The following is a 22,943-nucleotide window of genomic DNA, read 5'->3' on the forward strand; positions in this document are numbered from 1 at the left end:
TTCAGCCGAACAGGTAGCGCATCGGAGCGGTGGCACCGCGCCACGATGAGCTACCTATTTTGCACGGCTGCTGCCGGCGGAAGGCGGCATCCTACACTCCCGCCATGGAAGACCAGGTCTTCGCAGGAAGAGCGCCGAGCAGCCAGGACCAGGATGGTCGCGGCGTGGTTTCCCTGCCCGTAAACGGAACGCCTCGCAGGCATGTGGCGCTCGTCATGCTGGCGGCAACCGTGCCCATCCTGGCCTCGGGCGGCGCCTTCTTCGTCGACGGGCCGAACCATCTCTTCCGCGTGACTCTGTGGGAGATGCTGCTGGCCGACGACGCGGTCGCCCAGTTCTTCCAGCCCGGCGACAGGCTTTATCCGAATCTCGCCATCGACGTATTCACCGGCGTTCTCGGCAAGATGGTGCCACCGTCCGTTGCGCTGACAGCGTTCATCTGCACGGCGGTGTGCGCCTATATCGTGGCCGCTGTCTGGTGCCGGCAGGCGCGAGGGGACAGGACGGATCTTTCCATCCTTCTCATCATCCTTCTCGCCGTCTATTCCGAGCCGCTCTATTGGGGGCTGTTCAACTACATCCTCGGGCTTGGCGTCATGTTCGTCGCGCTGCACCGGGCGATCGAGCAGCGCAAGGCGCCCTCAAGCAGCTTCGGCGTCTGCCAGGCCCTCATCCTGGGCGCGATGTGCCTGATCAGCATCTTCCCGGTCATGCTCTATATGTGCTTCTGCCTCGGCATGTTCGCGGTCGCGGCTCGCGACGACTGGCGGGTACGGCGCTTCGCCGACAGCGCTGATCTCATCCGGTGGCATTGGCCTTCGGCAGTCATGGTGGCCGCCCTGGTGCTGGTCATGGAGCCCGGCCAGACGGGGACGACCGAGTGGCATCTCGCCACCAAGATCACCGGCATCTTCTCGGTAGGCAAGACGACGAACCTGTCGCTGGAATATGGCCTGTCGGCGCTCGTCCTGGGCGCGGTCGGCTGGCTGGCCTGGCGGCGGGGCCTGAATGCGGGCCGCCATGAGCTGGCCGGGCTGTTCGCTTGCGTCCTCCTGTTCCTCGTCATGCCGAAATACCTGATGAGCGTCGGGGCGGCCGACCGGCGCCTGGTTCCGGCGATCGTGACGATCGCGGCGATTTTCCTGCGTGGCCCGCCGTCACAGCCGGCTGGAGCTGAAAGGGCCGCGACCACACTTCTCACGGGGATCATTGCCGTGAAGGTCGGGCTGCTGCTCTATCTCTGGGCTCCGCTCACCCGGCTCGATGCGAGCTATGCGGCTGTCGCGCAGGAGATTCCTGCGAATGCGATCGTGCTCTTCGCCCCGCCGGTCGACGAGATCAGGCCGGACGCGATCGAGCGCGCCTGGCGCTTTGCGAGGCTGGCCTCGGCGCTTCAGCCGATTCCTGACGCCGAAGCGCACGTCTTCGTCGAGCACCCACACCTCTTGCTGAGGCATCTTGCCGGCCGGAACGTCCTGCCGACGCAGGTCTTCCTGAATTTCTGGGCGAAACGGGCGCCGGAGCTTCCGCAATTGCCCGACCCCGCGACGTCACAGACATTGGCGGATGTGGCAGCGGAGCTGGCATGGCTGCCACGGGGCATCACGGTCTTTGTCGTCTCGCATATCGATCTCGACGCCGCGCTCGTCCCCGACCTTGCGGTGCGAAAGATCACCGAAATCGGCGGCGTGAGTCTCTATTCCGCAACCCGGATCGGCGATCTCCTGAAATGGCCCGATAGTTAGACAGCCCGGCGGAAGCGCGCCGGGATCGCTTCAATTTTCCTGCAGCGACAGGTCGAGATTCTGTCGCTCGCCCAGCTGGCTGCCGCGCAAGGTCAGCGCTGCACCGTCCTGCTGGCGTGAGATTGGCGCTCCGGCGAGAGCTCAGACTGCTTCCGGTTCGACATCGGCCGCGCGCCTGCGTTCGACGGCTGCGAGATAGGCGGCGGTGAGTTCGTCGAGGACTGATTGCGCCGGGCGCGGCGCCTCGAGATGCAGGAAGCGCAGCTCTGCCATGAATCTGTCCCACAGAGCTGGCCCGCCCTCGGCGAGGATTTCGGCGCGGATCGACATCTCCGGCGTCACCGGCAGGAAGCGCCGGCCCCAATCGGCCATGGCGGCGAAGACCGGCACCAGCGAGATGCCCATCTCGGTCAGGCTGTAGATGCCCTTCTGCTTGTGGCTGGCGTCGTCACGGCGGGAGAGCAGACCGTTCTCAAGCAGGCGCTTCAGCCGGTCGGCAAGGATGTTCGAGGCGATGCCCTCGTCCGATTTCGCCAGCAGCTCGCGATAATGCCGGCGATTGCCGAACATGATGTCGCGCAGGACGATCAGGCTCCAGCGATCCCCGAGGATTTCGAGCGTCAGGTTGATCGGGCAGCCCGAGCGGCCGGTCTCTTTCATGTGCGCCTCCGAAACCGCTTGCATTCTACAATCGGTTTCGCTAGAAGCCAACTGCTTGCATATCGCAAGCGGTTTTGGATGGTGCGATAAAGCACCAGCAAGGAGGATGTGATGGCCAAGGTGATCGTCTGGAATCTCGTGACGCTGGACGGCTGTTTCGAGGGCAAGGAGAAGTGGGATCTCTCGTTTCACAACGACGCCTGGGGCGAGGAGCTCGATGCGCTCAGCAAGGAGTTCGGCCAGCGTGCCCAATGCCTTGTCTTCGGCCGCGTCACCCATGACGGGATGAAGGCCTATTGGACCTCGGCCGAGGCCAAGGAGGACAGCGAGGTCACGCGCTACATGAACGCCCTGCCCAAGCTGGTCGCCTCGCGCAGCGTTCAGAGTTCCGACTGGAACAACACCCGCGTCACCGCCGACATCGTCCGCGAGATCGCCGCCCTGCGGGCCAAGCCGGGCAAGGACGTCCTGGTCTTCGGCAGCGCCGAGCTGATCGACACCTTGCTGAAGGAAAAGCAGGTCGACGAGCTGATGCTGGCGCTGGTGCCGGTGCGGCTCGGCGCGGGCACGCCGTTCTTCAAGCCCGGCAGCGAGCGCCAGAAGCTCGACCTGCTGGAGAGCCGCCCGCTCAAGAACGGCACGGTGATCCTGCGCTATGCCGCGGGGAATTGACGTGGTGGCGGGTCGGCTTGCGGAAGGGGTCTACTATCCCTTCCGCACCATCAGCACCGCCGCCAGGATCGCGACGCCGCCGAAGGCCTGGGCAGGGGAGGGCTGCTCGGCGAAGATCGCCCAGGCGGCGAGCACCGAGACCAGCGCCGGCCAGACCATGACCAGCGAGGCGGCGTTCGCCCCGTAATGGCCGAGCGCCAGCGTGATCAGGCCCTGGCCCATCGCATGCGAGACCAGGCCGAGCGCGGCCACCGCGAGCCAGCCGGTCAGGCTCTGCGGCAGGATGGTTTCGCCGAGGCCAAAGGCAGCGACGGCGCAGAACGCGGCGCAGATCGCGCTGGAGATCAGGCCGATGCGGCCGGCAGCGGCGCGGTTGCGGGCACGGCGCACGGCGAGGATGTACGCGGCGTAGGAGAAGGCTGCGCCGATGGCGAGGCCGTCGCCGAACAGGGCGGCGCCCGACAGCGGGGCTGCCGCACTTCCCGACAGCTTGGGCAGGACCAGCATGCCGGCGCCGCCAATGGCGAGGAGGAGTGCGCCGAGGATGCGCCGCGTCGGCTTCTCGCGGAAGAGCAGCCAGCCGCCGAGGATGACGCCGACCGGCGAGAGATTGCCGAGCAAGGACGCGTTGGCGATCGAGGTGAAACCGAGCGAGGCGTTGTAGAGCACGACGTCGATGCCGAAAGCGAGGCCGGCGAGCGCGATCGGCAGCATGGCGCCGGACTTCACACCCTCGGCCCGGTCGGGACGGTCTTCCAGCGCCATCCAGGCCGCCAGAACTGGCAGCGCGAAAGCCATGCGCCAGAAGCCGGCGGCGGCCGGGCCGACATCGGCGAAGCGCACGAAGATGCCGGAAAAGCCGATGCAGGTCGCGCCGAGCAGCAGCAGCAGGAACATGCCGAGCGCCGGCGCAGCGGGCCGGTCAGGCACGGAAAGACTCGAGGCGGACATGGGTTCGGCTTTCAGGGCGAGAAATCCACAGCCCCCATCCTGAGGAGCCGCGATCTGCGATCGCTCCTCGGGATGGGGGCTGCTTCGTCGCTCTCAACATAGCCCGCTTCCAGCAATCGGAAAAACGGATTATCCTGATTTATCTATTGGTCATTCCGATGGAATGGTGATGTCGACCCATCTCGATCTCGATGCCCTCGCCATGCTCGTCGCCGTCGCCGAGACCGGCGGTTTTACCGCGGCTGGCCAGAAGCTCGGGCGCACGCAATCGGCGGTGTCCGGCCGTATCCAGGACCTGGAAGCGGCGCTCGGCAAGCAATTGCTGGAGCGCTCGCGCCGCGGCGTCACGCCGACCGAAGCGGGCGAGCGCCTGCTCGCCCAGGCTCGCCGCCTGCTCGCGATCGAGCGCGAGGCGCGGGCCGAGCTCGATGGCGACAAGGCGGTCGGCCGGCTGCGCATCGGTCTGCCGGACGACTATGTCGACGCCTACCTCAGGCCGCTGATCGTGCGCTTCGCCGAGGAGCATCCGCGCGTCGAGATCGAGGTGCATTGCGAACTGTCGAAGCGGATCGAGCCGGCCGTGGCGGCGGGCGAGCTCGACCTTGCGGTGATCACCCAGGACCCCGGCCGGCCAAAGGGTGAGCGCCTCAGGCGCGAGCCGCTGGTCTGGGTCGCGGCGCGCGGCCATCGACCGGAGCTCAGCGACGTGCTGCCGCTCGGCCTGTTCAATGAGGGCTGCCGGGCCCGCCCGCGCATCCTGAATGCGCTGCAAGCGGCGGAGCGGCCGCACCGGCTGGTGTTCTCGTCATCGCACATGGCCGGCCTGCTCTCGGCGGTCGAGGCCGGGCTCTGCGTCACCGCGATCACCGAGAGCGCGGCGCCCGCCTCTTTGCGTCGCCTGGAGCCGTCCGAGAATCTGCCTGTTCTGTTTGAGCTTTCGGTCGCGCTGGTGATCGCGCCGCAGGCCGGCATCGCGGCGCGCCATTTCGCGCAGGCATTGCGCGAGGCGATGGCGGCGCCGCGGCTGGTGGCGTGACGAACTAGACCGCGATCCGTTCCGGCTCGTCGGCGTCGAAGCCGGTCTCCTTGGCGAGGATGCGCTGCATCCTGGCCTCGTCGAGCGAGTTCTCCCATTTCGAGACGACGATGGTGGCGACGCCGTTGCCGATCAGGTTGGTGAGGGCGCGCGCCTCCGACATGAAGCGGTCGATGCCGAGGATCAGCGCGATTGAGGCGACCGGGATATGGCCGACCGTGGCGAGCGTTGCCGCCAGCACGATGAAGCCCGAGCCGGTGACGCCGGCGGCGCCCTTCGAGGTTAGCAGCAACACGGCGATGATGCCGATCTCCTGTGAGAGCGAGAGGTCGGTATTGGTCGCCTGCGCCAGGAAGACGGCGGCCATGGTCAGGTAGATACAGGTGCCATCGAGGTTGAAGGAATAGCCGGTCGGGATGACCAGGCCGACGACGCTCTCCTTGCAGCCGAGATGGGTCATCTTGGCGATCATGCGCGGCAGCACGCTCTCGGAGGAGGAGGTGCCGAGCACGATCAGCAATTCTTCCTTGATGAAGGCGATGAACTTCAGGATCGAGAAGCCGGCCAGCCGCGCGATCGTGCCGAGCACCAGGAAGATGAAGATCAGGCAGGTCGTGTAGAACGAGGCCATGAAGGAGCCGAGCGAGAGCAGGGTCCCGACGCCGAACTTGCCGATGGTGAAGGCCATCGCCCCGAAGGCGCCGATCGGGGCGGCCTTCATGATGATGCCGACGATCTTGAAGAAGATCTGGGCGATGTCGTCGATGAAGTGCAGCACCGCCTTACCGCGCTCGCCGAGCATCTGCAGGCCGAAGGCGAAAAGCAGGGCGAAGAACAGCACCTGCAGGATCTCGCCATTGGCGAAGGCGCCGACCACGGTCTCCGGGATGATATTCATCAGGAAGGCGAGCGTGCTCTGGTCATGCGCCTTGGCGGTGAAGGCGGAAATGCCGGCGGTGTTGATCGTCGAGGGATCGACGTTCATGCCGGCGCCGGGCTTCCAGAGATTGACGACGAGGAGGCCGACGATCAGCGCCAGCGTGGTGACAGCCTCGAAATAGATCAGCGCCTTCAGGCCGACCCGGCCGACCTTCTTCATATCGTCCATCGAGGCGACGCCGTGGACGACTGTGAGGAAGATGATCGGGGCGATGATCATCTTGATCGCCTTGATGAAGGCGTCGCCCAGCGGCTTCATCGCTTCGCCGGTCTGGGGATAGAAATGGCCGAGCAGCACGCCGATGGCGATCGCGGTCAGCACCTGGACATAAAGATGGGTCCACCACGGGCCCTGATGGCCCCGCATGACCTCTGCCGACGTCGTCGCCATGGTCGCTTCCCCTGTTGGCGCGCCTTTTGTGCGGCGCGTCAGTAAAGGGCTACGCCCATTCCCGGGAGGCGGCAAGACTGGGCTGAAGTATAGTGATCATAGGCTGACGAGTACCCTCTCCCCGCTCGGGGAGAGGGTACTGGCGCCTTACTCCGCCGCCTGCGGCTTCAGCACGCCGCGGCGGATCTGGTCTTCCTCGATCGACTCGAACAGGGCCCGGAAATTGCCCTCGCCGAAGCCGTCATCGCCCTTGCGCTGGATGAACTCGAAGAAGATCGGGCCGACCACGGTGGCCGAGAAGATCTGGAGGAGCACCTTGCTCATCCGGCCTTCCTTGGAGCCGAGCGCAACCGCACCTTCGCCGTCGATCAGGATGCCGTTCTGCTTGAGCCGCGGCACTGGCTCGCCATGGTTCGGCACGCGGCCGTCAACCTTCTCGTAATAGGTCTCGGGCGGCGAGGGCATGAAGGGCAGGCCGTTCTGGCGGAGCTGCTCGACGCTGGCATAGATGTCGCGCGAGCCGAGCGCGACATGCTGGATGCCCTCGCCCTTGTACTGGCGCAGGTACTCCTCGATCTGGCTCTTGTCGTCGAGGGATTCATTGATCGGGATGCGGATCTTGCCGCAGGGCGAGGTCAGCGCCCGCGAGATCAGGCCGGTGAGCTTGCCCTCGATGTTGAAGAAGCGAATCTCGCGGAAATTGAAGAGCTCGCCATACCAGTCGGCCCAATGGTCCATGCGGCCGCGCATGACATTGTGGGTGAGGTGGTCGAGATAATACATCCCGGCCTGCTCGGGATGCGGGTCGGCCTCGCCGAGCCATTCGAAGTCGACATCGTAGATCGAGCCCTTCGCGCCATAGCGATCGACGAAATAGAGCAGCGAGCCGCCGATACCCTTCACCGCCGGGATCTGCAGCTCGCCGGGGCCGACCTTGCTCTCATAGGGCTCGGCGCCGAGCGAGACGGCGCGATCGAAGGCGTGCTTGGCGTCGACGACGCGGAAGGCCATGGCACAGGCGCAGGGGCCGTGCTCGGCGGCAAAGCCTTGTGCGAAGGACTCCGGCTCGGCGTTGACGATGAAATTGACGTCGCCCTGGCGATAGAGCGTCACTTTCTTCGAACGGTGCTTCGCCACCTTGGTGAAGCCCATGGTCTCGAACAGCGCGCCGAGCTTCTCCGGCTCGGGATGGGCATATTCGACGAATTCGAAGCCGTCGGTGCCCATCGGGTTGGCGCTGGAGATGGCCGGCGGGGCTGAATCGTGCGGGAACGGTCCCATGTGCTTCCTCCTGAAATCGATATTTGGCCAATCCTCGCGCATCCCTCAGGCGAAAGGTTTGCAAAATTCAGCGATCTCGGCTTGAATTTGCACGGATCGTGCATGAACGTGCAGAAGGGCTCACGAAATGTCGCAGCTCGACGCCTTTGACTGGCGCCTGCTCGAAGCGCTCCAGCAGGACGCCTCGCTGACCAATGGTGCGCTCGCCGAGCGCGTCGGCCTCTCCGCCAGTCAGGTCTCGCGGCGACGTCAGGCACTGGAGGGCGCGGGCGTGATTCGCGGCTATCGCGCCCTGATCGATCCGGAGGCGATCGGGCTTTCCGTCACCGTCTTCATCCATGTCGCGCTCAACACCCATTCGCGCGACAATGCCCGGCGCTTCCGCGATCTGGTGAAGCTGACGCCCGCGGTGCTCGAGGCGCATGCGCTGACCGGCGAGGCCGACTACATGCTGAAGGTCGCGGTCGGCGACCTCAAGGAGCTGGCGCGCCTCGTCAACGAGGTGCTGCTGCCGCATGAGAGCGTCGCGCGGGTGCGGTCCGAGATCGCTCTGGAGACGCTGAAGGAGCCGGGACTTTTGCCATTGGCGATGGGGTGAGATTGCCCCTTCCGCCGATGCTGCAGCGCGCTATAACTTCGTCATGGTCGTTCTCAATCGCATCTACACCCGCACCGGCGACGACGGCACCACGGCGCTCGCCACCGGTGCGCGCCGGCCGAAATTCGATCTGCGCGTCTCCGCCTATGGCACGGTCGACGAGACCAATGCCTGCATCGGCATGGCGCGCCTGCATTGCGCTGCCGAGGATCCCGAGCTCGACGCGATGCTCGGCCGCATCCAGAACGACCTCTTCGATCTCGGCGCCGAGCTCGCCTCGCCCGACACCGGCGAGAAGCCGGCGTGGGAGCCGCTCAGAATCGTGCAGGCGCAGGTCGACCGGCTAGAGGCCGAGATCGACCAGCTCAACCGGCCGCTCGGGACCCTGCGCTCCTTCGTATTGCCAGGCGGCACGCCCGGTGCGGCGCATCTGCATCTCGCCCGAACGGTCAGTCGCCGGGCGGAGCGATTGATGGTCGAATTGTCGCAGGAGGAGGGCGAGAGCGTCGCCCAGCCGGCACTGAAGTTTATCAACCGGCTCTCGGATTTCCTCTTCGTCGCATCCCGCCACCTCAATGCCAGGGCAGGGGGCGACGTGCTCTGGACGCCCGGCCAGAACCGCTAACCGATGTTCGTGCCGCTGCATGACGGCGTGCCGATGCGTTTCATCCGCGTCGCCTATGTCACCTACGCGCTGATCACGCTCTGCATCGTGCTGCGGCTGATGCTGATGTATTGGACCAGCGAGGCCAGCGAGGTCGCGGTCCTGGCCGGTTTCGGCACGATTCCTGCGGTGCTGTTCGGCGAGGCGCAATTGCCGCCGGAACTGCTCAAGGCGCCGCCCTGGCTGACGCTGACGACCGGCATCATGCTGCATGCCAGCTTCGCCCATCTGATCGGAAACATGCTGTTTCTCTGGGTCTTCGGCGACAATGTCGAGGATGCGATGGGGCATCTGCGTTTCCTCGTCTTCTTCCTGCTCTGCGGCATCGCCGGGGCGCTGCTGCATGCGCTGATGAATCCCGAATCGGAGCAGCCGCTGATCGGCGCTTCCGGCGCGATCTCGGGCGTGATCGCCTCCTATCTGATGCTCTACCCGCGCGTGCGCGTCTGGGGCCTCGCCTTCAAATGGATTCCCCTGCACATCCCGGCGATGTACGCGCTCGGCGCCTGGATCCTGTTCCAGCTGCTCTCGGCGCTGTTCGACCAGCAAGGTGCGGTCGGCTGGTGGGCGCATCTCGGCGGGCTCGGTGCAGGCGCGGCGCTGACGCCGCTGCTGATCCGGCGCGAGCTGCGCCTGTTCGGCCGCGGCATGCGGGGGCTGCCGTGACTTTCGTGGCGTTGACAAGCGCAAATTCCCGTCGCTACGGTCCGTCCGCATTTCAGCCGGGTGCCGCGATGCCGGCCTTCGCTTGGCCGGCGGATCGGCATCAGATCGCATCTCTCCACAACCGGTGACGCCCTTATGAAGATACTTGTGCCAGTGAAGCGCGTGGTCGACTTCAACGTTAAGATCCGAGTGAAGGGCGATGGGGCCGGGGTCGAGCTGGCCAATGTGAAGATGTCGATGAATCCCTTCGACGAGATCGCCGTCGAAGAGGCGCTGCGCTTGAAGGAAGCGGGCAAGGCCAACGAAGTGATCGTGGTCTCGGTCGGGCCGGCGCAGGCCGCCGAGACGATCCGCACGGGCCTCGCCATGGGCGCCGATCGCGGCATCCTGGTGAAGACCGATGCTGCCGTCGAGCCGCTCGCGGTCGCCAAGCTGCTGAAGAAGGTCGTCGAGCAGGAGACCCCCGAGCTCGTCATCCTCGGCAAGCAGGCGATCGATGACGATTGCAACCAGACCGGCCAGATGCTGGCGGCGCTGCTCGGCTGGCCGCAGGGCACGTTCGCCTCGAAGGTCGTTCTGGACGGCGGTTCTGCCGACGTCACCCGCGAGGTCGATGGCGGCCTGCAGACCGTCCAGCTCAAGCTGCCGGCGATCGTCACCACCGACCTGCGCCTCAACGAGCCGCGCTACGCTTCGCTGCCCAACATCATGAAGGCGAAGAAGAAGCCGCTCGACGAGACCTCGCCCGAGACGCTCGGCGTCGATGTCTCGCCGCGCCTCAAGGTGCTGAAGACGGCCGAGCCGGCCGGACGCTCCGCCGGCGTCAAGGTGGCCAATGCCGCCGAACTCGTCTCCAAGCTCAAGACCGCCGGGGTGATCTGATGACCACGCTGCTGCTCGCCAAGCACGACAACAAGGCCCTCAACGAGGCTACCCGCAAGGCGCTGAGCGCCGCCAAGGATATCGGCGCGCCCGTGCATGTCCTGGTCGCCGGCCATAACGCCAAGGCCGTGGCGGAAGCCGCCGCCAGGCTCGACGGCGTCGAGAAGGTGCTGCTCGCCGACGATGCGTCCTATGAGCATCGCCTCGCCGAGCCGCTCGCGGCGCTGATCGTCCAGCTCGCTCCCGGCTATGACGCGCTGGTCGCGCCCGGCACCACTACCGGCAAGAACGTGATGCCGCGCGTCGCAGCCTTGCTCGACGTGATGCAGGTCTCGGAAGTCACGAAGGTCGTCTCCGCCGACACCTTCGAGCGGCCGATCTATGCCGGCAACGCCATCCAGACGGTGCAGTCCGCCGACGCCAAAAAGGTGATCACCGTGCGCGGCGCCTCCTTCCAGGCGACCGGCGACGGTTCCGCCAGCGCCCCGATCGAGGCCGTTTCCGCTGCCGCGAACCCCGGCACCTCCTCCTTCAAGGGCGAGGAAGTCGCCAAGTCGGATCGTCCGGAGCTGGCCTCGGCCAAGATCATCGTCTCGGGCGGGCGCGCGCTCGCCTCGGCCGAGAACTTCGCCAAGGTGATCGAGCCGGTGGCGGATCGGCTTGGCGCCGCGATGGGCGCCTCGCGCGCCGCGGTCGATGCCGGCTACGCCCCGAATGACTGGCAGGTCGGCCAGACCGGCAAGGTCGTCGCCCCCGAGCTCTATGTCGCGGTCGGCATCTCCGGCGCGATCCAGCATCTCGCCGGCATGAAGGACTCGAAGGTCATCGTCGCCATCAACAAGGACGAGGAGGCGCCGATCTTCCAGATCGCCGATTACGGCCTCGTCGGCGACCTCTTCGCCATCCTGCCCGAGCTCGACAAAGAGCTCGAAAAGGCCGGCAAGTAAGCGGTAGAATCGTCCGCGTCGCGGGCGCCCACGGGGTGCCCGCGCCAGCTCCCTCGGGGACAAGAAGCGTCACATGGACCACCAGATCAAGACCGTCGGCATCATCGGGGCCGGGCAGATGGGCAACGGCATCGCCCATGTTGCCTCGGTCGCGGGCTTCGACATCAGGCTGCACGACATCGCCGAGGACCGCATCAATGCGGCGCTGGCGACGATCGACGGCAACATGGCCCGTCAGGTCTCCAAGGGTGCCATCGCCGATGAGGACCGCCGCACGGCGATGAGCCGGATCGTCTCGGCGCCGAAGCTGGAGGATCTGGGCCCGTGCGACCTCGTGATCGAGGCTGCGACCGAGAGCGAGGAGGTGAAGCGCAAGATCTTCACCGCTGTCTGTCCCCATCTGCGCCCCGACGCGATCCTGGCCTCGAACACCTCGTCGATCTCGATCACGCGGCTTGCCGCGGCGACCGATCGCCCCGAGCACTTCATCGGCATTCATTTCATGAATCCGGTGCCGCTGATGCAGCTCGTCGAGCTGATCCGCGGCATCGCCACGGACGACGGCACCTTCGAACGCGCCAAGGGCTTCGTCGCGGCACTGCACAAGACGGCGTCGGTCTCCGAGGATTTCCCGGCCTTCATCGTCAACCGCATCCTGCTGCCGATGATCAACGAGGCCGTCTACACGCTGTATGAGGGCGTCGGCTCGGTCGAGGCGATCGACACGGCGATGCGGCTCGGCGCGAATCACCCGATGGGCCCGCTCCAGCTCGCCGACTTCATCGGCCTCGACACCTGCCTGTCGGTGATGCAGGTGCTGCATGACGGCCTCGCCGATTCGAAGTACCGGCCATGCCCGCTGCTGGTGAAGTACGTCGAGGCCGGCTGGCTCGGCCGCAAGACCAAGCGCGGCTTCTACGATTATCGCGGCGAAAAGCCGATTCCGACGCGCTGAAAACTATGCCGTCATGCTCGGCCTTGAGCCGAGCATCTCGAAAACCAGCTTCCGCATGAGATTCCCGGGTCTGCGCCGCGCTCCGCCCGGGAACGACGACCGCCGTCTGCCCATTCGCGCCGCAACATCGTCGCTTCACATTCCTGTCGCATCGCGCTTACATTGATGCGGCAGGATTCGTGCGAGCCCTAGAAGCGGAGGCGCGATACGGGTGACGGCGCATGTAATGCATCCGATGGCCTCGCCGGACGGTTGTCCGGCGCTGGTGCTCAACGCCGATTTCCGGCCGTTGAGCTACTATCCGCTCTCGTTGTGGAGCTGGCAGGACGCGATCAAGGCGGTCTTCATGGACCGCGTCAACATCGTTTCCGAATACGACACGGTGGTGCACAGCCCGAGCTTCAACATGAAGCTGCCCTCGGTCGTTTCGCTCAAGACCTATATCAAGCCCTCGCGCACCCCGGCCTTCACCCGCTTCAACGTCTTCCTGCGCGATCGCTTCGCCTGCCAGTATTGCGGCACGCGCGACGAACTGACCTTCGACCATGTCGTGCCGCGCTCGAAGGGCGGCCTCACCACCTGGGAGAACGTCGTCGCGGCCTGCTCGCCTTGCAATCTGATGAAGGGCGACAAGATGCCGACCGCGGTCGGGATGATCCCGATGCAGAAGCCGTTCGCACCGTCGATCAACGACCTGCACCGCAACGGCAAGCTGTTCCCGCCGAACTATCTGCACGAGAGCTGGCTCGACTATCTCTACTGGGATTCCGAGCTGGAGCCGTAAGCTCCTGCCTTCTCAGCGCGATCGCGAGCGTGGGTCCGAGGCATCGCGCAGTGCATCGCCGAGCAGGTTGAGCGCCAGCACCGTGACGAGGATGGCGAGGCTCGGGAACACCGCGAGCCACCAGGCGTCCAAGATGTTCTCGAAGCCCTCGCGGATCATCGCGCCCCAGGTCGGCGCCGGCGGTGGCACGCCGAGCCCGATGAAGCTGAGCGAGGCCTCGGTGCGGATCGCTGAGGCCAGCCAGAGCGAGCTCATCACCACCACGTCCGAGATCATGTTCGGCAGGATGTGGCGGGTCATGATCCGGAACGGACCGCAGCCATAGGAGCGGCTCGCCTCGACGAAATCGCGCTGGCGCAGCGTGATCGTCGGGGCACGGGCGACGCGAGCGAAGGGCGCGACCTCGGTCACGGCGATGGCGATGATCAGGTTCTCCAGGCTAGCGCCGAGCATGGCGGCGATCATCAGGCCGAGCAGCAGGGTCGGGAAGGCGAGCAGCACGTCGAGCACGCCCATGACGAGCTGGTCGAAGACGCCGCCGATATAGCCGGCGAGCACGCCGATCGCGGTGCCGACCAGCATGGCGATCAGGATGGCGACGAAGCCGACGAAGAGCGAGATGCGGGCGCCGTAGATCAGGCGCGAGAGCACGTCGCGGCCATAGGAATCGGTGCCGAGCCAGAACTCGGCGGAGGGCGGCTCCAGCCGCGCCACGATGTTCTGCTCGAGCGGGTCGTAAGGCGCGAGCCAGGGCGCGAACAGCGCGACGCAGACGATCAGCGCCAGCAGGACGAGGCCGACCCAGGCGAGCCGGTTCTGCGTGAAGGCGAGCCAGAGCCCGCCGGGCTGGATCGCGACGGGGGTGTCGGCGGCGCTCATGAGTATTTCACCCTGGGATCGACGAGGCCGTAGGCGAGATCGGTCAGCGTGTTCACGACGATCACGCAGATCGCGAAGATGATCATCAGCCCCTGCAGCAGGGTGTAGTCGCGGGCATTGAGCGCGCCGATGATCAGCTTGCCGAGGCCGGGCCGGTTGAAGATGATCTCGGTCAGCACGGAGTTGCCGATCAGCGTGCCGAAATAGAGCCCGACCACGGTGATGATCGGGATCAGCCCGTTGCGCAGGGCATGGGTGACGACGAGCTGGGCCGGGCCGACGCCCTTGGCGCGGGCGGTGCGGATATAGTCCTCGGTCAGCACCCCGAGCATCGCGGCGCGGGTCACGCGCATCACATAGGCGGTCATGATGATGCCGAGATTGAGCGCGGGCAAAGCGAGCGCCCGCATGCGCTCACTGAGGCTGCCGGCGCCGCTGGTGTTGCCGAGCACCGGGAACCAGTTCAGCTGGATCGCGAAGACGATCAGCATCAGGATGCCGGAGACGAAGGCGGGGAAAGACAGCCCGACCAGCGAGACGACGCGCGAGACATAGTCGACCCAGCCATTGCGGCTGAGCGCGGCGGCGACGCCGAGCGGCAGGCCGAAGACGAGGCCGATCGTGATGGCGGCGACGGTCAATTCGATCGTCGAGGGCAGGACGAGCAGCACCTCGCGGATGACGCTGCGCCCGCTCGACAGCGACTCCCCGAAATCGCCGGTGAGGATCTTGCCGAGGAAGGCGAGGTACTGGACGTGGACCGGCTGGTCGAGGCCGAGCTTCTCGCGCAGCGCCGCGAGCGAGGCGGCGCTGGCCTGGTCGCCGAGGATGACCGAGGCGGCATCGCCCGGCACGAGCCGCACCAGCACGAAGATCGCGGTCAGCATCACGAACAGCGTGGGGATGGCGAGCAGGATCCGCCTGACCAGATAGCCGATCATGCCACCGCCCTTTCCTGCATCAGGCGCCCGGGCGCGAAAGCGGCGATCTCGCGGCGCGTCCGGCCCTCGCAGACGAGCTCGGCCAGGATCGAGCCGACCACCGGCACGAGCTGGAAGCCATGGCCGGAGAAGCCGAAGGCATGGACGAGGCCGGGCGCGTTCGGCGAGAGGCCGATCACCGGGATGTGGTCGCGGGTTTCCGCTTCGATGCCGGTCCAGCAGCGGGCGATGCGGACGCCCTGCACGGCAGGGAAGAGATCGCTGGCGGCCCGGGCGCCCCTGGCGAGCTGGCGGAAATCGACGCTGCTGCGCTCGCGCTCGAGATCGGCCGAGCCCTGCAGGCCACCGCCGATCACCAGCGTGCCCTGGCCCGCCTGCTTGAAGGACAGCGCCCGGCCGACGACGCTGACGACCGGATCGAGCAGGGGGGCGAGCCGCTCGGTGACGATCATCATCGAGGCACGGACGCCGAGCGGGATCGCATCGCCGAACAGCGCGGCGAGCCTCCCGGCCCAGGCGCCGGCGGCATTGACGATCTGCAGCGCGCGAAAGCGGCGCTCGCCACAGACGAGCAGCCAGTCGCCACCCCTTTGCTCGACGGCCTCGACGCCGCAGTCCTCGGCGATAACGACGCCCTCGGCTTCGCAGGCGCGGCGGAAGGCGGCGATGGTGCGGTGTGGGTCGGCGGCACCGTCGCGCCGCGCCACCAGAGCGCCGATGCAATGCGGGCTGAGAGCCGGCACGAGGCGGCGCAGTTCGGCGGCGTCGATCAATTCCTCATGGCTGTAGCCGAGGGCGCTGGTGCGGGCCTGTCGCTCGATCAGCGCCGGCATGTGCTCGGCTTTCTCCGCGACCCGCAATTGGCCATGGGCGTGGAAGCCGCAGGTGTCGCCGACGATCGTCTCGATCTGGTGCCACATCTCCATGGCTTCGAGCGAGATCGGGATCTCGGCGAGGTCGCGGCCGAGGGTGCGCACGCCCGCTGCCGTGGCGCCGGAGGCGTGGCGGCCGGTCCAGCGCCGCTCGACCAGCGCGACCTTGCGGCCGGCGCGGGCGAGATGCAGCGCAGCGGAGAGGCCATGCAGGCCGCCGCCGATCACGATGACGTCGAATGCGGCCTCGCTCATGCCGCCGGCTCCTGCTCGTCGAGGCTGGCGAGCTCGCCGAGCGTCACTGGCTTCAGCGGCGGCCTGATTCGGTAGAAGCCGACCTCCTCAACCGAGCGGTTCTGCGCGGCGGCGACGATATGAGCCATGGAGTAGCCGCATTGCCGGCCCTGGCATGGACCCATGCCGGCACGGGTGAAGGCCTTGAGCTGGTTCGGTCCGGGCCGGCCCTCGACAGCGCGGGCGCGCAATTCGCCGGCCGTGACCTCCTCGCAGCGGCAGACCAGCGTCTCGTCCGGCGGGGCATAGAGTTGCGGACGCGGCGCGTAGAGCGCATCGAGCAAGGGGCGCAGGGCCAGCGCGCTGGAGAGAGCGGCACGTTCCGGTGCTGCGGCAGCTTCGGCAGTGCCGTCATCGAGACGACCGAGCTTTGCTGCAACCCGCAGCGCCGCGAGCCGCCCGCGCGGTTCGGCCGCCTCGGCTCCGCCGATGCCGGCGCCGTCGCCGGCGACGAAGATGTTCGCCTGCGAGCTCTCGCCCCAGGCGTCGAGTACCGGGACATAGCAGTGCTGGCCAGCATGCCAGCTCACGGCACAGCCGAGCGCCAGCGGTGCGTGGATGTTCGGCACGACGCCCTCATGGACGAGCAGCACCTCGGCGGGAACCTCGGCCTCGCGGCCGTCTTCCGTGCGATAGCGCAGGCGCTGCAATCGGCCATCGCCCTCGGCGCGCAGCTCGGTGACATGGCGAATGATCGGGAAACCCGCTCGGCGCAGAGCCAGTGACCAGGACAGCCCCTTCACGAGGTCGCCGAGGCGGCTGAGGCCTTGCGGCAGATGGCGCAGCGCTGCGCCGACACGTCCGCGCGGGGTCGTATCGAGGAAGCCGGCGATGCGGCCTCCCGCAGCCAGGAGCTGGGTCATGTAGAGCAGCGGCAGCGGTCCGCAGCCAGCGATCCAGACCGGCTTCTCCGGCACGGAATCTGCCGTTTTCAGCAGGATCTGTGCTGCGCCGACCGTGAGCACGCCCGGCAGCGTCCAGCCCGGGAAAGGCATGGGCCGCTCCTGCGCGCCGGTGGCGAGTATGATCGCCTGCGCCGTCACAATGCGGGCCTTGCCGCCTCGCGTGACGAAGGTGCGGAAGCCCGGCTCGATCTGCCAGAGCTGGCTTTCCGGCTCGTAGAGGGCACCGCAAGCGCGGAAGGCCGCGGCGCGCTCGGCGCCGGAAAGATAGCTCTCGCCGAGGCGCTTGGCGCGCGGCGTTGCGGCCACTGTCTCGATGCCCCGCCAGATCTGGCCGCCGGGCGCCGGCTGGTCGTCGACGACGCGGACGGAGAGCCCATGGCGGCGGGCGGTGACGGCGGCGGCCATGCCGGCCGGGCCGGCGCCGACGATCAGGAGATCGGTCTGCTCGCTCATGCCGACAGGCTCCGGCGGCCCTGCTGGCGGGCGATGCGCATGCCGTTGGCGACAGGCGTCAGGCAGCTCTGGACCGAGCCCTGGCCGTCGATCTCGACCAGGCATTCGAAGCAGACGCCCATCATGCAATAGGGCGCGCGCGGGCTCTGCGAGACCGGCGTGGTCCGGCTCCAGCCTTCCTGCTGGCGCAGCAGCACGGCGGCGACGCTCTCGCCGAGCTCGGCTGCGACGGGGCGCCCGTCGATGAAGATGGTGACCGCCTGCGGCCCGGGATCATGCAGCTTGCGGAACATCGAACCGACTCTGGTGGAAGGGAGAAAAGCGCTCGGGCAGCGCGCCCGCGGCGATGGCCGAGGCGAGTTCCTCGGCATGGAGAGCGGCGAGCGTCACGCCGGAATGGCAGAGCGCGACGAAGGCGCCGGGATGGCTCTGCGACTGCGCATAGATCGGGTAGCTGTCGGGCGTCATGATACGCAGGCCGGCCCATTGCCTGACGAGGCCGACCTTGGCCAAGGCGGGGACGATCTGCACCGTCTTGCGGCTGAGCCATGCCGCCGCCTCGCCGGTGGTGGAGACGTCGAAGCCGGGATCGTCCTTGGTCGCGCCGATCATCACCGTGCCCTCGCCGGTCTGGCGCAGGCCGCTCGCCGGCAGCGGCAGGAAGGGGGCGAGCCGCTCGGTGACCAGCACCTGGCCGCGCTCCGGCCGTAACGGGACGTCGAGGCCAACCTGACGGGCCAATTCCGGTGAGCCGAGTCCGGCGGCGATGACGATCCGCGGCGCTGTCAGCGTCTCGCCATCGAGCACGAGCTTGAAATCAACACCGACGCGCTCGATCCCTTGCACCCGGGCGCGATGACGCAGCGCGCCGCCATGGCGGAGCACGCCGGCATGCAGCGCAGCCAGCAGCCGCAGAGGGTTCGCATGCCCGTCGCGCCGGCCGAAGCTGGCGCCGGTGACATCGGGGCCGAGCGCCACCTTTGGGAGCAGTCGCTGCAGCGCCGGGCGGTCGAGCATCTCCCAATCCGGCTCGCCATCGCCACGCTGGTTATGGAGGCGCAGTAGGTCGACGCGGCGCTTCTCATAGCCTTCTTCGCCGAGGCAGAAGGCGAGGCCGCCATTCTGCTCATAGGCGAGATCGATCACCGTCTCGGCTTCGAGCTGGTCGGTGAAGCCGCGCCAGAGCGCGATGCTGTCGCGGGTCAGGGCCTGATAGGCCGGCATGCCCAGGCCCTTGCCCTGCAGCCAGACCAGCCCGAAATTCGCTCTTGCCGCACGGAAATCGCCATCGTCGCCGTCGAGCAGCAGCACCTTCTCCTGCTTGCGGGCAAGGCCATAGGCGATGGCGGCGCCGACCGTTCCTCCCCCGATGACGACGATGTCCGGCCGCATGAAAATCCCTTTCGCCCTTTGACGTTAGGGAGCGACATTGTATTTCGTCAAAGTCGTTTTTCTCTGCACTCTATTCTCAGAGGTTATGCCATGGTGAGGCGGCTCAACCTGCGCCAGGTCGAGGCCTTCAAGGCGGTGATCGAATACGGCACCGTCAGCCGCGCGGCCGAGATGATGAACGTCTCGCAGCCGGCGATGAGCAAGCTGATCGCCCATCTCGAGGAGGATACGGCCTTGCGCCTGTTCGACCGGGTCAAGGGCCGGCTGGTGGCGACGCGGCGCGGCATGCGGCTCTATGAGGAGATCGACCGGATCTTTGCGGGCGTGCGCCAGGTCGAGAATGCGGTCGAGGCGATCCGCCGCGACGAGCAGAGCCGCCTCCTGATCGGCGTCATGCCTGCGCTCTCCGGCTCCTTCATCCAGGAGGCGACCTCGCGCTTCCTCGCGCGGCAGCCCGGCGTGTTCTGCTCGGTTCAGTCGCGCAGCTCGCAATGGATCTCCGACGCGCTCGTCACGCACAGGCTCGATGTCGGGCTGATCATCGCCCCGGTCGACAACCCCTATGTCGCCGCCGAGCCGATGATGGGTCATCCGGTCGTCTGCATCCTGCCGCTCGGCCACCCACTCACGGCGAAGGAGGTGATCACCCCGCGCGATCTCGCTGGCGTGCCTTTCATCTCCTTCGATCCGGAGAGCCATACCCATCGCAGCATCAGCCGGGTGCTCGAAACCCATGGCGTCACGCCGGAGGTGGTGATGATCGCGAACGTCTCGCCGACCCTCTGCGAGTTCGTCGCCGCCGGCGTCGGCGTCTCGCTGGTGCATCCGCTGATCGTCGGCGGCCTGCGCGACAAGATCGCGATCCGCCGCTTCGAGCCGGAATTCCAGCTCGACTTCCAGCTCTGCCGCAACCGCGACAGCCGCAATGCCAGGCTGGTAGCGGCCTTCCTCGAAAGCGCGCGCGAAGCGGCGGCGGAGATTTCGCGGACTATCCTGACGCCGAATCCGGCCTGATCGTCGCTAGGGCATCGAGCAGCGGCGCATGGTCGCCGTCGCGCAGATGGTTGCAGGGGGCGATTGCTGCCATAAATGGCAGCGACGTGTGCGATAGGTGTAGCTCTGCGCAGGACACGATTCGCTCAAAAAATCAACAGAGTTGCGGAGAATCATCAACTTTCGATGTTATCAGATGATTCGTGCCGGGCGTTTTGGCGCGCGAAGGAGGTTGCTCGGATGCTAATCACGCATGAGCGCGAGAAGTTAATCCAAGCGATTAATTTTTTCGTAAGAAATACGAAGAAATGTGGAAAAGTGAAGCTTTTCAAGCTTCTCTATTTCTTAGATTTCGAGCATTTTAAGCAAACTGGCCGGAGCGTCACGGGTCAGAATTATTTTGCTTGGCCTAAAGGGCCGGTCCCTGTGGATCTTAACAATGAAATTGAAAACCCGATGCCGGATATGGCAGAGGCTTTTCAATTTCAAAAGAAACCAATCAAAGATAGCTGGGCGCTCGATATAACTCCAAATGTTGAGTTTTCTGAGCGGAATTTTACCAAGCGCGAGATGATGATTTTGAAAAATCTCGCAGAAGAGTATAAAAACGCTGATGCGAATAGCATGATTGAAGCTACGCACCTCGAAAATCTTCCTTGGGATAAGATATATAACCAAGATAGAAAGAAGCAGCAGATTATTCCTTACGAATTGTCGATTAGGAATGATGAGAGGGATCGTTTGATAAAAATTGTCAATGATAGACAGGAGCTGCTGGAGAAACTTCGGTGAATCCCGGCTCTGTGTTTTTCGATGAAAATTTTGCTTTCCATGATGGCGTCAGCGGGGAGAAGCTTTTTATTGTTTTAGGTACGATTGGCTCAACATCTGTTGCTGCAAAAACGACATCACAGCAGCATGGGCGGGGCACAGTGTTTGGGTGCCAGCCCACTGACCGGTTCCATAATTTCTTTCTCCCACCTAAGGTTTGCTATTTAAAAAAAGAGACATGGGTATGCTTGGATGAGCTATATGAGCTCAATCCAGCTCTTATGTTAAAGAAGAGGTTCAGCGGACAGATTAAGCATATTTGTGATATTGAAGACAAAATTCTGAGGCTTATTCAAGATTGTGCGCTTGTTGGACTAGATATATCTCCGTTGCAAACGGAGATCATCACCGCGTCTCTTGTCGCTGCTTCGCGCGACGCTATGAGTAGCCCGTCCGCCGGAGCGAAGTCGGATGAGCAAGCGCGAGGCTAGCCATTGCTGACCCAGCGATGCGACGGCACGTACCAATCCTATGCGCGGTGCAGAGTTTGCGCGACGCGATGGCCATCGTCGAGATCGAGCGCCGCGGCGACGAGGTCGAGCACGGCGCGGCAGGCGGCTTCCCGCAGATCGTCCGCTAGCGCCTCCTCACGAGCGCTGGCGACATAGGCGGCGAGCCGGCGCACCGTCTCCATGACCGGCCTCAGCCTTCGCTTCAGCGCGCCTTCAGCGTGGTCGCCTCGGTGATCGGCGGGGCGAGGTTGAGCGCGCCCTTCAGCTCGTAGCCGAAATCGAGCTTGTCGCTGCGGGCCCAGACCTGACGCAGTTCGAACAGCGGGATTGCGCAGACATCGTCCATGATCTTGCGCTGCGCCTCCTTCCAGAGCGCCTTCTGGGCCTCGGCGTTCGGCGCAACCCTGGCCTCCTCGATTTCCTTGTCGGCGATGGCGCAGTGCGAGAAGTTCGTCGCGGCGGTCGGGGTGTTGACGGTCGCGCGTGAGTGGAAGAATTCGCTGAGATAGGTGTCGGCGATCGGAAAGCGCGCCGCGCCGTAGAAGACGAGGCCGCTCAGATCCTTGCGGCTCTGGCTCTGATAGGTCGCGTGGTCGACGACCTGCATCTCCAGCTTGATCCCGGCCTTGGCGAGCTGCGCCTGGATGATCTCCATGAAGGGCTGCTGCGCCGAGATGTTGGAGACGATCGCCTTGATGGTGATGCCATCCTTGTGGCCGGCCTCGGCCAGCAAAGCCTTGGCCTTGGCGAGGTCGAAGCCGTAACGCACCGTGCAATCCTCGCCGAGATAGCCGGGCGGCACGATCGAGCAGCCCTTGGGGCCGACATCCTTGCCGACGAAGCGCACGAGATCATCGACATTGACGGCGGCGGCGATGGCGCGGCGCACGCGGATGTCGTCGAGCGGCGGCTGGCTGCGGTTGATGTGAAGCAGACGGTATTCGCCGGGCTGGAAGATCTCGACATTGAAGCCGGGGCGCTTGCGGGCGGAATCGACCCAGCGCTGCTCGCGCTTGCCGTAGAACAGGTCGAGTTCGCCGGAGGTGAAGGCGAGCTCGCGCGCGCTGTCCGAGGGAATGGCACGCATCATGATCGTGTCGATCTTCGGCTTGCCGCGGAAATAATCGGGATTGGCGGCGAGCTTCACATATTGCTGGGTCACCTGCTCGACGAAGGTGAAGGGGCCGGTGCCGACGGGCTTGGCGCCATAGCGGTCGCCCAGTTCCTCGCCGGCCTTGCGGCTGACGATGTTGCCGCCATGGTAGTTGGAGACGCGGCCGAGGAAGTTGACGTCCGGGTATTTCAGCGTGACCCGGACGGTGAGGTCGTCGACCTTCTCGACCTTGTCGATCGCCGAGAAGTCGGAGGAGAAGGTCGAGCGCTTCGGATCGGCGGAACGCTGCAGGGAATAGACGACGTCGTCGGCATCGAGCGTGCCCCAGTCGCCATGGAACTTGACGCCCTTGCGCAGATGGAAGGTCCAGACCTTGCCGTCCGGCGAGGTCTCCCAGCGCTCGGCGAGATCGGGCTCGAGGTCCTTGGGGTCGGCGCTGCCGGGCTTGAAGCGGACGAGGCCGTTATAGAGCCAGCCGACCAGCGCCTTGTCGTCGGTCGCGCTGGCGCGGTGGGCGTCGAGCGTCGAGACATTGCTGGCGCCGGAACTGACCCTGAGGACCGTCTCCTGCGCCAAGGCCTGCCCGTGCAGGCCGGCGAACAGCATCAGGCCCGCAAGCCCGGCGACATGCGTCTTCATGGTCCAA

Annotated in this window: 25 protein-coding genes; 13 read left to right on the forward strand and 12 right to left on the reverse strand. The window is 65.7% G+C overall.

Features of this window, described 5'->3' with window-relative positions; all coding sequences use genetic code 11:
• Window positions 1-215 precede the first annotated feature (215 nt).
• Window positions 216-1,745, forward strand: coding sequence for a hypothetical protein (locus tag VGV58_RS03375; RefSeq protein WP_326872561.1), 1,530 nt, complete (start codon window positions 216-218; stop codon window positions 1,743-1,745).
• Window positions 1,746-1,886: 141 nt separating this feature from the next.
• On the opposite strand, the gene VGV58_RS03380 is transcribed toward VGV58_RS03375, so the two are convergent.
• Window positions 1,887-2,405 carry a winged helix-turn-helix transcriptional regulator gene (locus tag VGV58_RS03380; protein WP_326872562.1) on the reverse strand — a complete coding sequence of 173 codons (519 nt, stop codon included), beginning with the start codon at window positions 2,403-2,405 and terminating at the stop codon, window positions 1,887-1,889.
• Window positions 2,406-2,516: 111 nt separating this feature from the next.
• Between VGV58_RS03380 and VGV58_RS03385 the strand changes: the two genes are divergently transcribed.
• Entirely contained in the window at window positions 2,517-3,077 is a 561-nt protein-coding gene (locus VGV58_RS03385) for a dihydrofolate reductase family protein (protein ID WP_326872563.1), read from the forward strand.
• A 33-nt stretch (window positions 3,078-3,110) separates the two neighbouring features.
• Here the strand turns inward: VGV58_RS03385 and VGV58_RS03390 are convergent, their stop codons facing one another.
• Complete coding sequence (locus VGV58_RS03390) at window positions 3,111-4,007, reverse strand: DMT family transporter (RefSeq protein ID WP_326872564.1); 897 nt, start codon at window positions 4,005-4,007, stop codon at window positions 3,111-3,113.
• Between the two features lie 190 nt (window positions 4,008-4,197).
• Between VGV58_RS03390 and VGV58_RS03395 the strand changes: the two genes are divergently transcribed.
• Window positions 4,198-5,064 (forward strand): LysR family transcriptional regulator, encoded by an 867-nt coding sequence (locus tag VGV58_RS03395; RefSeq protein ID WP_326872565.1) that lies wholly within the window; start codon window positions 4,198-4,200, stop codon window positions 5,062-5,064.
• Window positions 5,065-5,068: 4 nt separating this feature from the next.
• On the opposite strand, the gene VGV58_RS03400 is transcribed toward VGV58_RS03395, so the two are convergent.
• Together VGV58_RS03400 and hppD are read right to left on the reverse strand one after the other, a co-directional pair.
• The gene (locus VGV58_RS03400; RefSeq protein ID WP_326872566.1) at window positions 5,069-6,394 is read right to left on the reverse strand and encodes a dicarboxylate/amino acid:cation symporter; all 1,326 of its coding nucleotides are present in this window, start codon (window positions 6,392-6,394) and stop codon (window positions 5,069-5,071) included.
• A 147-nt stretch (window positions 6,395-6,541) separates the two neighbouring features.
• Window positions 6,542-7,675 (reverse strand): 4-hydroxyphenylpyruvate dioxygenase, encoded by a 1,134-nt coding sequence (gene hppD, locus VGV58_RS03405; RefSeq protein ID WP_326872567.1) that lies wholly within the window; start codon window positions 7,673-7,675, stop codon window positions 6,542-6,544.
• A 127-nt stretch (window positions 7,676-7,802) separates the two neighbouring features.
• On the opposite strand from hppD, the gene VGV58_RS03410 reads away from it, so the two are divergent.
• From VGV58_RS03410 to VGV58_RS03440, 7 genes are all read left to right on the forward strand, one after another.
• Window positions 7,803-8,273: an Lrp/AsnC family transcriptional regulator gene (locus tag VGV58_RS03410; RefSeq protein WP_326872568.1), complete on the forward strand. Its 471-nt coding sequence runs from the start codon at window positions 7,803-7,805 to the stop codon at window positions 8,271-8,273.
• A 43-nt stretch (window positions 8,274-8,316) separates the two neighbouring features.
• Window positions 8,317-8,898 (forward strand): cob(I)yrinic acid a,c-diamide adenosyltransferase, encoded by a 582-nt coding sequence (locus VGV58_RS03415; RefSeq protein WP_326872569.1) that lies wholly within the window; start codon window positions 8,317-8,319, stop codon window positions 8,896-8,898.
• A gap of 3 nt (window positions 8,899-8,901) precedes the next feature.
• Window positions 8,902-9,603, forward strand: coding sequence for a rhomboid family intramembrane serine protease (locus VGV58_RS03420; RefSeq protein ID WP_326872570.1), 702 nt, complete (start codon window positions 8,902-8,904; stop codon window positions 9,601-9,603).
• A gap of 135 nt (window positions 9,604-9,738) precedes the next feature.
• Window positions 9,739-10,485 carry an electron transfer flavoprotein subunit beta/FixA family protein gene (locus VGV58_RS03425; protein WP_326872571.1) on the forward strand — a complete coding sequence of 249 codons (747 nt, stop codon included), beginning with the start codon at window positions 9,739-9,741 and terminating at the stop codon, window positions 10,483-10,485.
• Complete coding sequence (locus tag VGV58_RS03430; RefSeq protein WP_326872572.1) at window positions 10,485-11,432, forward strand: electron transfer flavoprotein subunit alpha/FixB family protein; 948 nt, start codon at window positions 10,485-10,487, stop codon at window positions 11,430-11,432. The genes VGV58_RS03425 and VGV58_RS03430 overlap by 1 nt, the downstream gene beginning before the upstream one ends.
• A 73-nt stretch (window positions 11,433-11,505) precedes the next feature.
• A complete protein-coding gene (locus tag VGV58_RS03435; RefSeq protein ID WP_326872573.1) occupies window positions 11,506-12,387 on the forward strand; it encodes a 3-hydroxybutyryl-CoA dehydrogenase in 882 nt (293 codons plus the stop codon).
• Between the two features lie 226 nt (window positions 12,388-12,613).
• A complete protein-coding gene (locus VGV58_RS03440) occupies window positions 12,614-13,171 on the forward strand; it encodes an HNH endonuclease (RefSeq protein WP_326872574.1) in 558 nt (185 codons plus the stop codon).
• Window positions 13,172-13,183: 12 nt separating this feature from the next.
• Here the strand turns inward: VGV58_RS03440 and VGV58_RS03445 are convergent, their stop codons facing one another.
• The 6 genes from VGV58_RS03445 to VGV58_RS03470 are packed head-to-tail and all read right to left on the reverse strand — an operon-like array spanning window position 13,184 to window position 18,907.
• The gene (locus VGV58_RS03445; RefSeq protein WP_326872575.1) at window positions 13,184-14,050 is read right to left on the reverse strand and encodes an ABC transporter permease; all 867 of its coding nucleotides are present in this window, start codon (window positions 14,048-14,050) and stop codon (window positions 13,184-13,186) included.
• The gene (locus tag VGV58_RS03450) at window positions 14,047-14,991 is read right to left on the reverse strand and encodes an ABC transporter permease (protein ID WP_326872576.1); all 945 of its coding nucleotides are present in this window, start codon (window positions 14,989-14,991) and stop codon (window positions 14,047-14,049) included. Before VGV58_RS03450 ends, VGV58_RS03445 begins: the two co-directional genes overlap by 4 nt.
• Window positions 14,988-16,118, reverse strand: a complete 1,131-nt coding sequence (locus VGV58_RS03455; RefSeq protein ID WP_326872577.1) for an NAD(P)/FAD-dependent oxidoreductase — start codon at window positions 16,116-16,118, stop codon at window positions 14,988-14,990. Before VGV58_RS03455 ends, VGV58_RS03450 begins: the two co-directional genes overlap by 4 nt.
• Complete coding sequence (locus tag VGV58_RS03460) at window positions 16,115-17,515, reverse strand: FAD/NAD(P)-dependent oxidoreductase (RefSeq protein WP_326872578.1); 1,401 nt, start codon at window positions 17,513-17,515, stop codon at window positions 16,115-16,117. Before VGV58_RS03460 ends, VGV58_RS03455 begins: the two co-directional genes overlap by 4 nt.
• A complete protein-coding gene (locus VGV58_RS03465) occupies window positions 17,512-17,808 on the reverse strand; it encodes a (2Fe-2S)-binding protein (RefSeq protein WP_326872579.1) in 297 nt (98 codons plus the stop codon). The genes VGV58_RS03460 and VGV58_RS03465 overlap by 4 nt, the downstream gene beginning before the upstream one ends.
• Window positions 17,789-18,907, reverse strand: coding sequence for an NAD(P)/FAD-dependent oxidoreductase (locus tag VGV58_RS03470; protein WP_326872580.1), 1,119 nt, complete (start codon window positions 18,905-18,907; stop codon window positions 17,789-17,791). Before VGV58_RS03470 ends, VGV58_RS03465 begins: the two co-directional genes overlap by 20 nt.
• A gap of 90 nt (window positions 18,908-18,997) precedes the next feature.
• Here VGV58_RS03470 and VGV58_RS03475 point away from each other — a divergent pair, with 90 nt between their 5' ends.
• From VGV58_RS03475 to VGV58_RS03485, 3 genes are all read left to right on the forward strand, one after another.
• On the forward strand, window positions 18,998-19,921 hold the full coding sequence (locus VGV58_RS03475) for a LysR substrate-binding domain-containing protein (protein WP_326872581.1): 924 nt from the start codon (window positions 18,998-19,000) through the stop codon (window positions 19,919-19,921).
• Window positions 19,922-20,140: 219 nt separating this feature from the next.
• Window positions 20,141-20,692, forward strand: coding sequence for a Panacea domain-containing protein (locus tag VGV58_RS03480; RefSeq protein WP_326872582.1), 552 nt, complete (start codon window positions 20,141-20,143; stop codon window positions 20,690-20,692).
• Window positions 20,689-21,162, forward strand: coding sequence for a hypothetical protein (locus VGV58_RS03485; protein ID WP_326872583.1), 474 nt, complete (start codon window positions 20,689-20,691; stop codon window positions 21,160-21,162). Before VGV58_RS03480 ends, VGV58_RS03485 begins: the two co-directional genes overlap by 4 nt.
• Window positions 21,163-21,200: 38 nt before the next feature.
• Here VGV58_RS03485 and VGV58_RS03490 read toward each other — a convergent pair whose 3' ends face one another.
• Both VGV58_RS03490 and VGV58_RS03495 read right to left on the reverse strand, forming a co-directional pair.
• Window positions 21,201-21,365, reverse strand: coding sequence for a hypothetical protein (locus VGV58_RS03490; protein ID WP_326872584.1), 165 nt, complete (start codon window positions 21,363-21,365; stop codon window positions 21,201-21,203).
• Between the two features lie 20 nt (window positions 21,366-21,385).
• Window positions 21,386-22,936: an ABC transporter substrate-binding protein gene (locus VGV58_RS03495; RefSeq protein ID WP_326872585.1), complete on the reverse strand. Its 1,551-nt coding sequence runs from the start codon at window positions 22,934-22,936 to the stop codon at window positions 21,386-21,388.
• Window positions 22,937-22,943 lie beyond the last annotated feature (7 nt).

Origin of the sequence: Allobosea sp. (assembly GCF_035944895.1) — a bacterium.
Lineage (GTDB): Bacteria > Pseudomonadota > Alphaproteobacteria > Rhizobiales > Beijerinckiaceae > Allobosea.

What these genes read in the sequence shown, in the direction of transcription:
- VGV58_RS03375 (WP_326872561.1), top strand. Translation starts at nt 216, where the DNA reads ATGCTGGCGGCAACCGTGCCCATCCTGGCCTCGGGCGGCGCCTTCTTC.
- VGV58_RS03380 (WP_326872562.1), bottom strand. Translation starts at nt 2,405, where the DNA reads ATGAAAGAGACCGGCCGCTCGGGCTGCCCGATCAACCTGACGCTCGAA.
- VGV58_RS03385 (WP_326872563.1), top strand. Translation starts at nt 2,517, where the DNA reads ATGGCCAAGGTGATCGTCTGGAATCTCGTGACGCTGGACGGCTGTTTC.
- VGV58_RS03395 (WP_326872565.1), top strand. Translation starts at nt 4,198, where the DNA reads ATGTCGACCCATCTCGATCTCGATGCCCTCGCCATGCTCGTCGCCGTC.
- VGV58_RS03400 (WP_326872566.1), bottom strand. Translation starts at nt 6,394, where the DNA reads ATGGCGACGACGTCGGCAGAGGTCATGCGGGGCCATCAGGGCCCGTGG.
- hppD (WP_326872567.1), bottom strand. Translation starts at nt 7,675, where the DNA reads ATGGGACCGTTCCCGCACGATTCAGCCCCGCCGGCCATCTCCAGCGCC.
- VGV58_RS03410 (WP_326872568.1), top strand. Translation starts at nt 7,803, where the DNA reads ATGTCGCAGCTCGACGCCTTTGACTGGCGCCTGCTCGAAGCGCTCCAG.
- VGV58_RS03415 (WP_326872569.1), top strand. Translation starts at nt 8,317, where the DNA reads ATGGTCGTTCTCAATCGCATCTACACCCGCACCGGCGACGACGGCACC.
- VGV58_RS03420 (WP_326872570.1), top strand. Translation starts at nt 8,902, where the DNA reads ATGTTCGTGCCGCTGCATGACGGCGTGCCGATGCGTTTCATCCGCGTC.
- VGV58_RS03425 (WP_326872571.1), top strand. Translation starts at nt 9,739, where the DNA reads ATGAAGATACTTGTGCCAGTGAAGCGCGTGGTCGACTTCAACGTTAAG.
- VGV58_RS03430 (WP_326872572.1), top strand. Translation starts at nt 10,485, where the DNA reads ATGACCACGCTGCTGCTCGCCAAGCACGACAACAAGGCCCTCAACGAG.
- VGV58_RS03435 (WP_326872573.1), top strand. Translation starts at nt 11,506, where the DNA reads ATGGACCACCAGATCAAGACCGTCGGCATCATCGGGGCCGGGCAGATG.
- VGV58_RS03440 (WP_326872574.1), top strand. Translation starts at nt 12,614, where the DNA reads ATGCATCCGATGGCCTCGCCGGACGGTTGTCCGGCGCTGGTGCTCAAC.
- VGV58_RS03445 (WP_326872575.1), bottom strand. Translation starts at nt 14,050, where the DNA reads ATGAGCGCCGCCGACACCCCCGTCGCGATCCAGCCCGGCGGGCTCTGG.
- VGV58_RS03450 (WP_326872576.1), bottom strand. Translation starts at nt 14,991, where the DNA reads ATGATCGGCTATCTGGTCAGGCGGATCCTGCTCGCCATCCCCACGCTG.
- VGV58_RS03455 (WP_326872577.1), bottom strand. Translation starts at nt 16,118, where the DNA reads ATGAGCGAGGCCGCATTCGACGTCATCGTGATCGGCGGCGGCCTGCAT.
- VGV58_RS03460 (WP_326872578.1), bottom strand. Translation starts at nt 17,515, where the DNA reads ATGAGCGAGCAGACCGATCTCCTGATCGTCGGCGCCGGCCCGGCCGGC.
- VGV58_RS03465 (WP_326872579.1), bottom strand. Translation starts at nt 17,808, where the DNA reads ATGTTCCGCAAGCTGCATGATCCCGGGCCGCAGGCGGTCACCATCTTC.
- VGV58_RS03470 (WP_326872580.1), bottom strand. Translation starts at nt 18,907, where the DNA reads ATGCGGCCGGACATCGTCGTCATCGGGGGAGGAACGGTCGGCGCCGCC.
- VGV58_RS03475 (WP_326872581.1), top strand. Translation starts at nt 18,998, where the DNA reads ATGGTGAGGCGGCTCAACCTGCGCCAGGTCGAGGCCTTCAAGGCGGTG.
- VGV58_RS03480 (WP_326872582.1), top strand. Translation starts at nt 20,141, where the DNA reads ATGCTAATCACGCATGAGCGCGAGAAGTTAATCCAAGCGATTAATTTT.
- VGV58_RS03490 (WP_326872584.1), bottom strand. Translation starts at nt 21,365, where the DNA reads ATGGAGACGGTGCGCCGGCTCGCCGCCTATGTCGCCAGCGCTCGTGAG.
- VGV58_RS03495 (WP_326872585.1), bottom strand. Translation starts at nt 22,936, where the DNA reads ATGAAGACGCATGTCGCCGGGCTTGCGGGCCTGATGCTGTTCGCCGGC.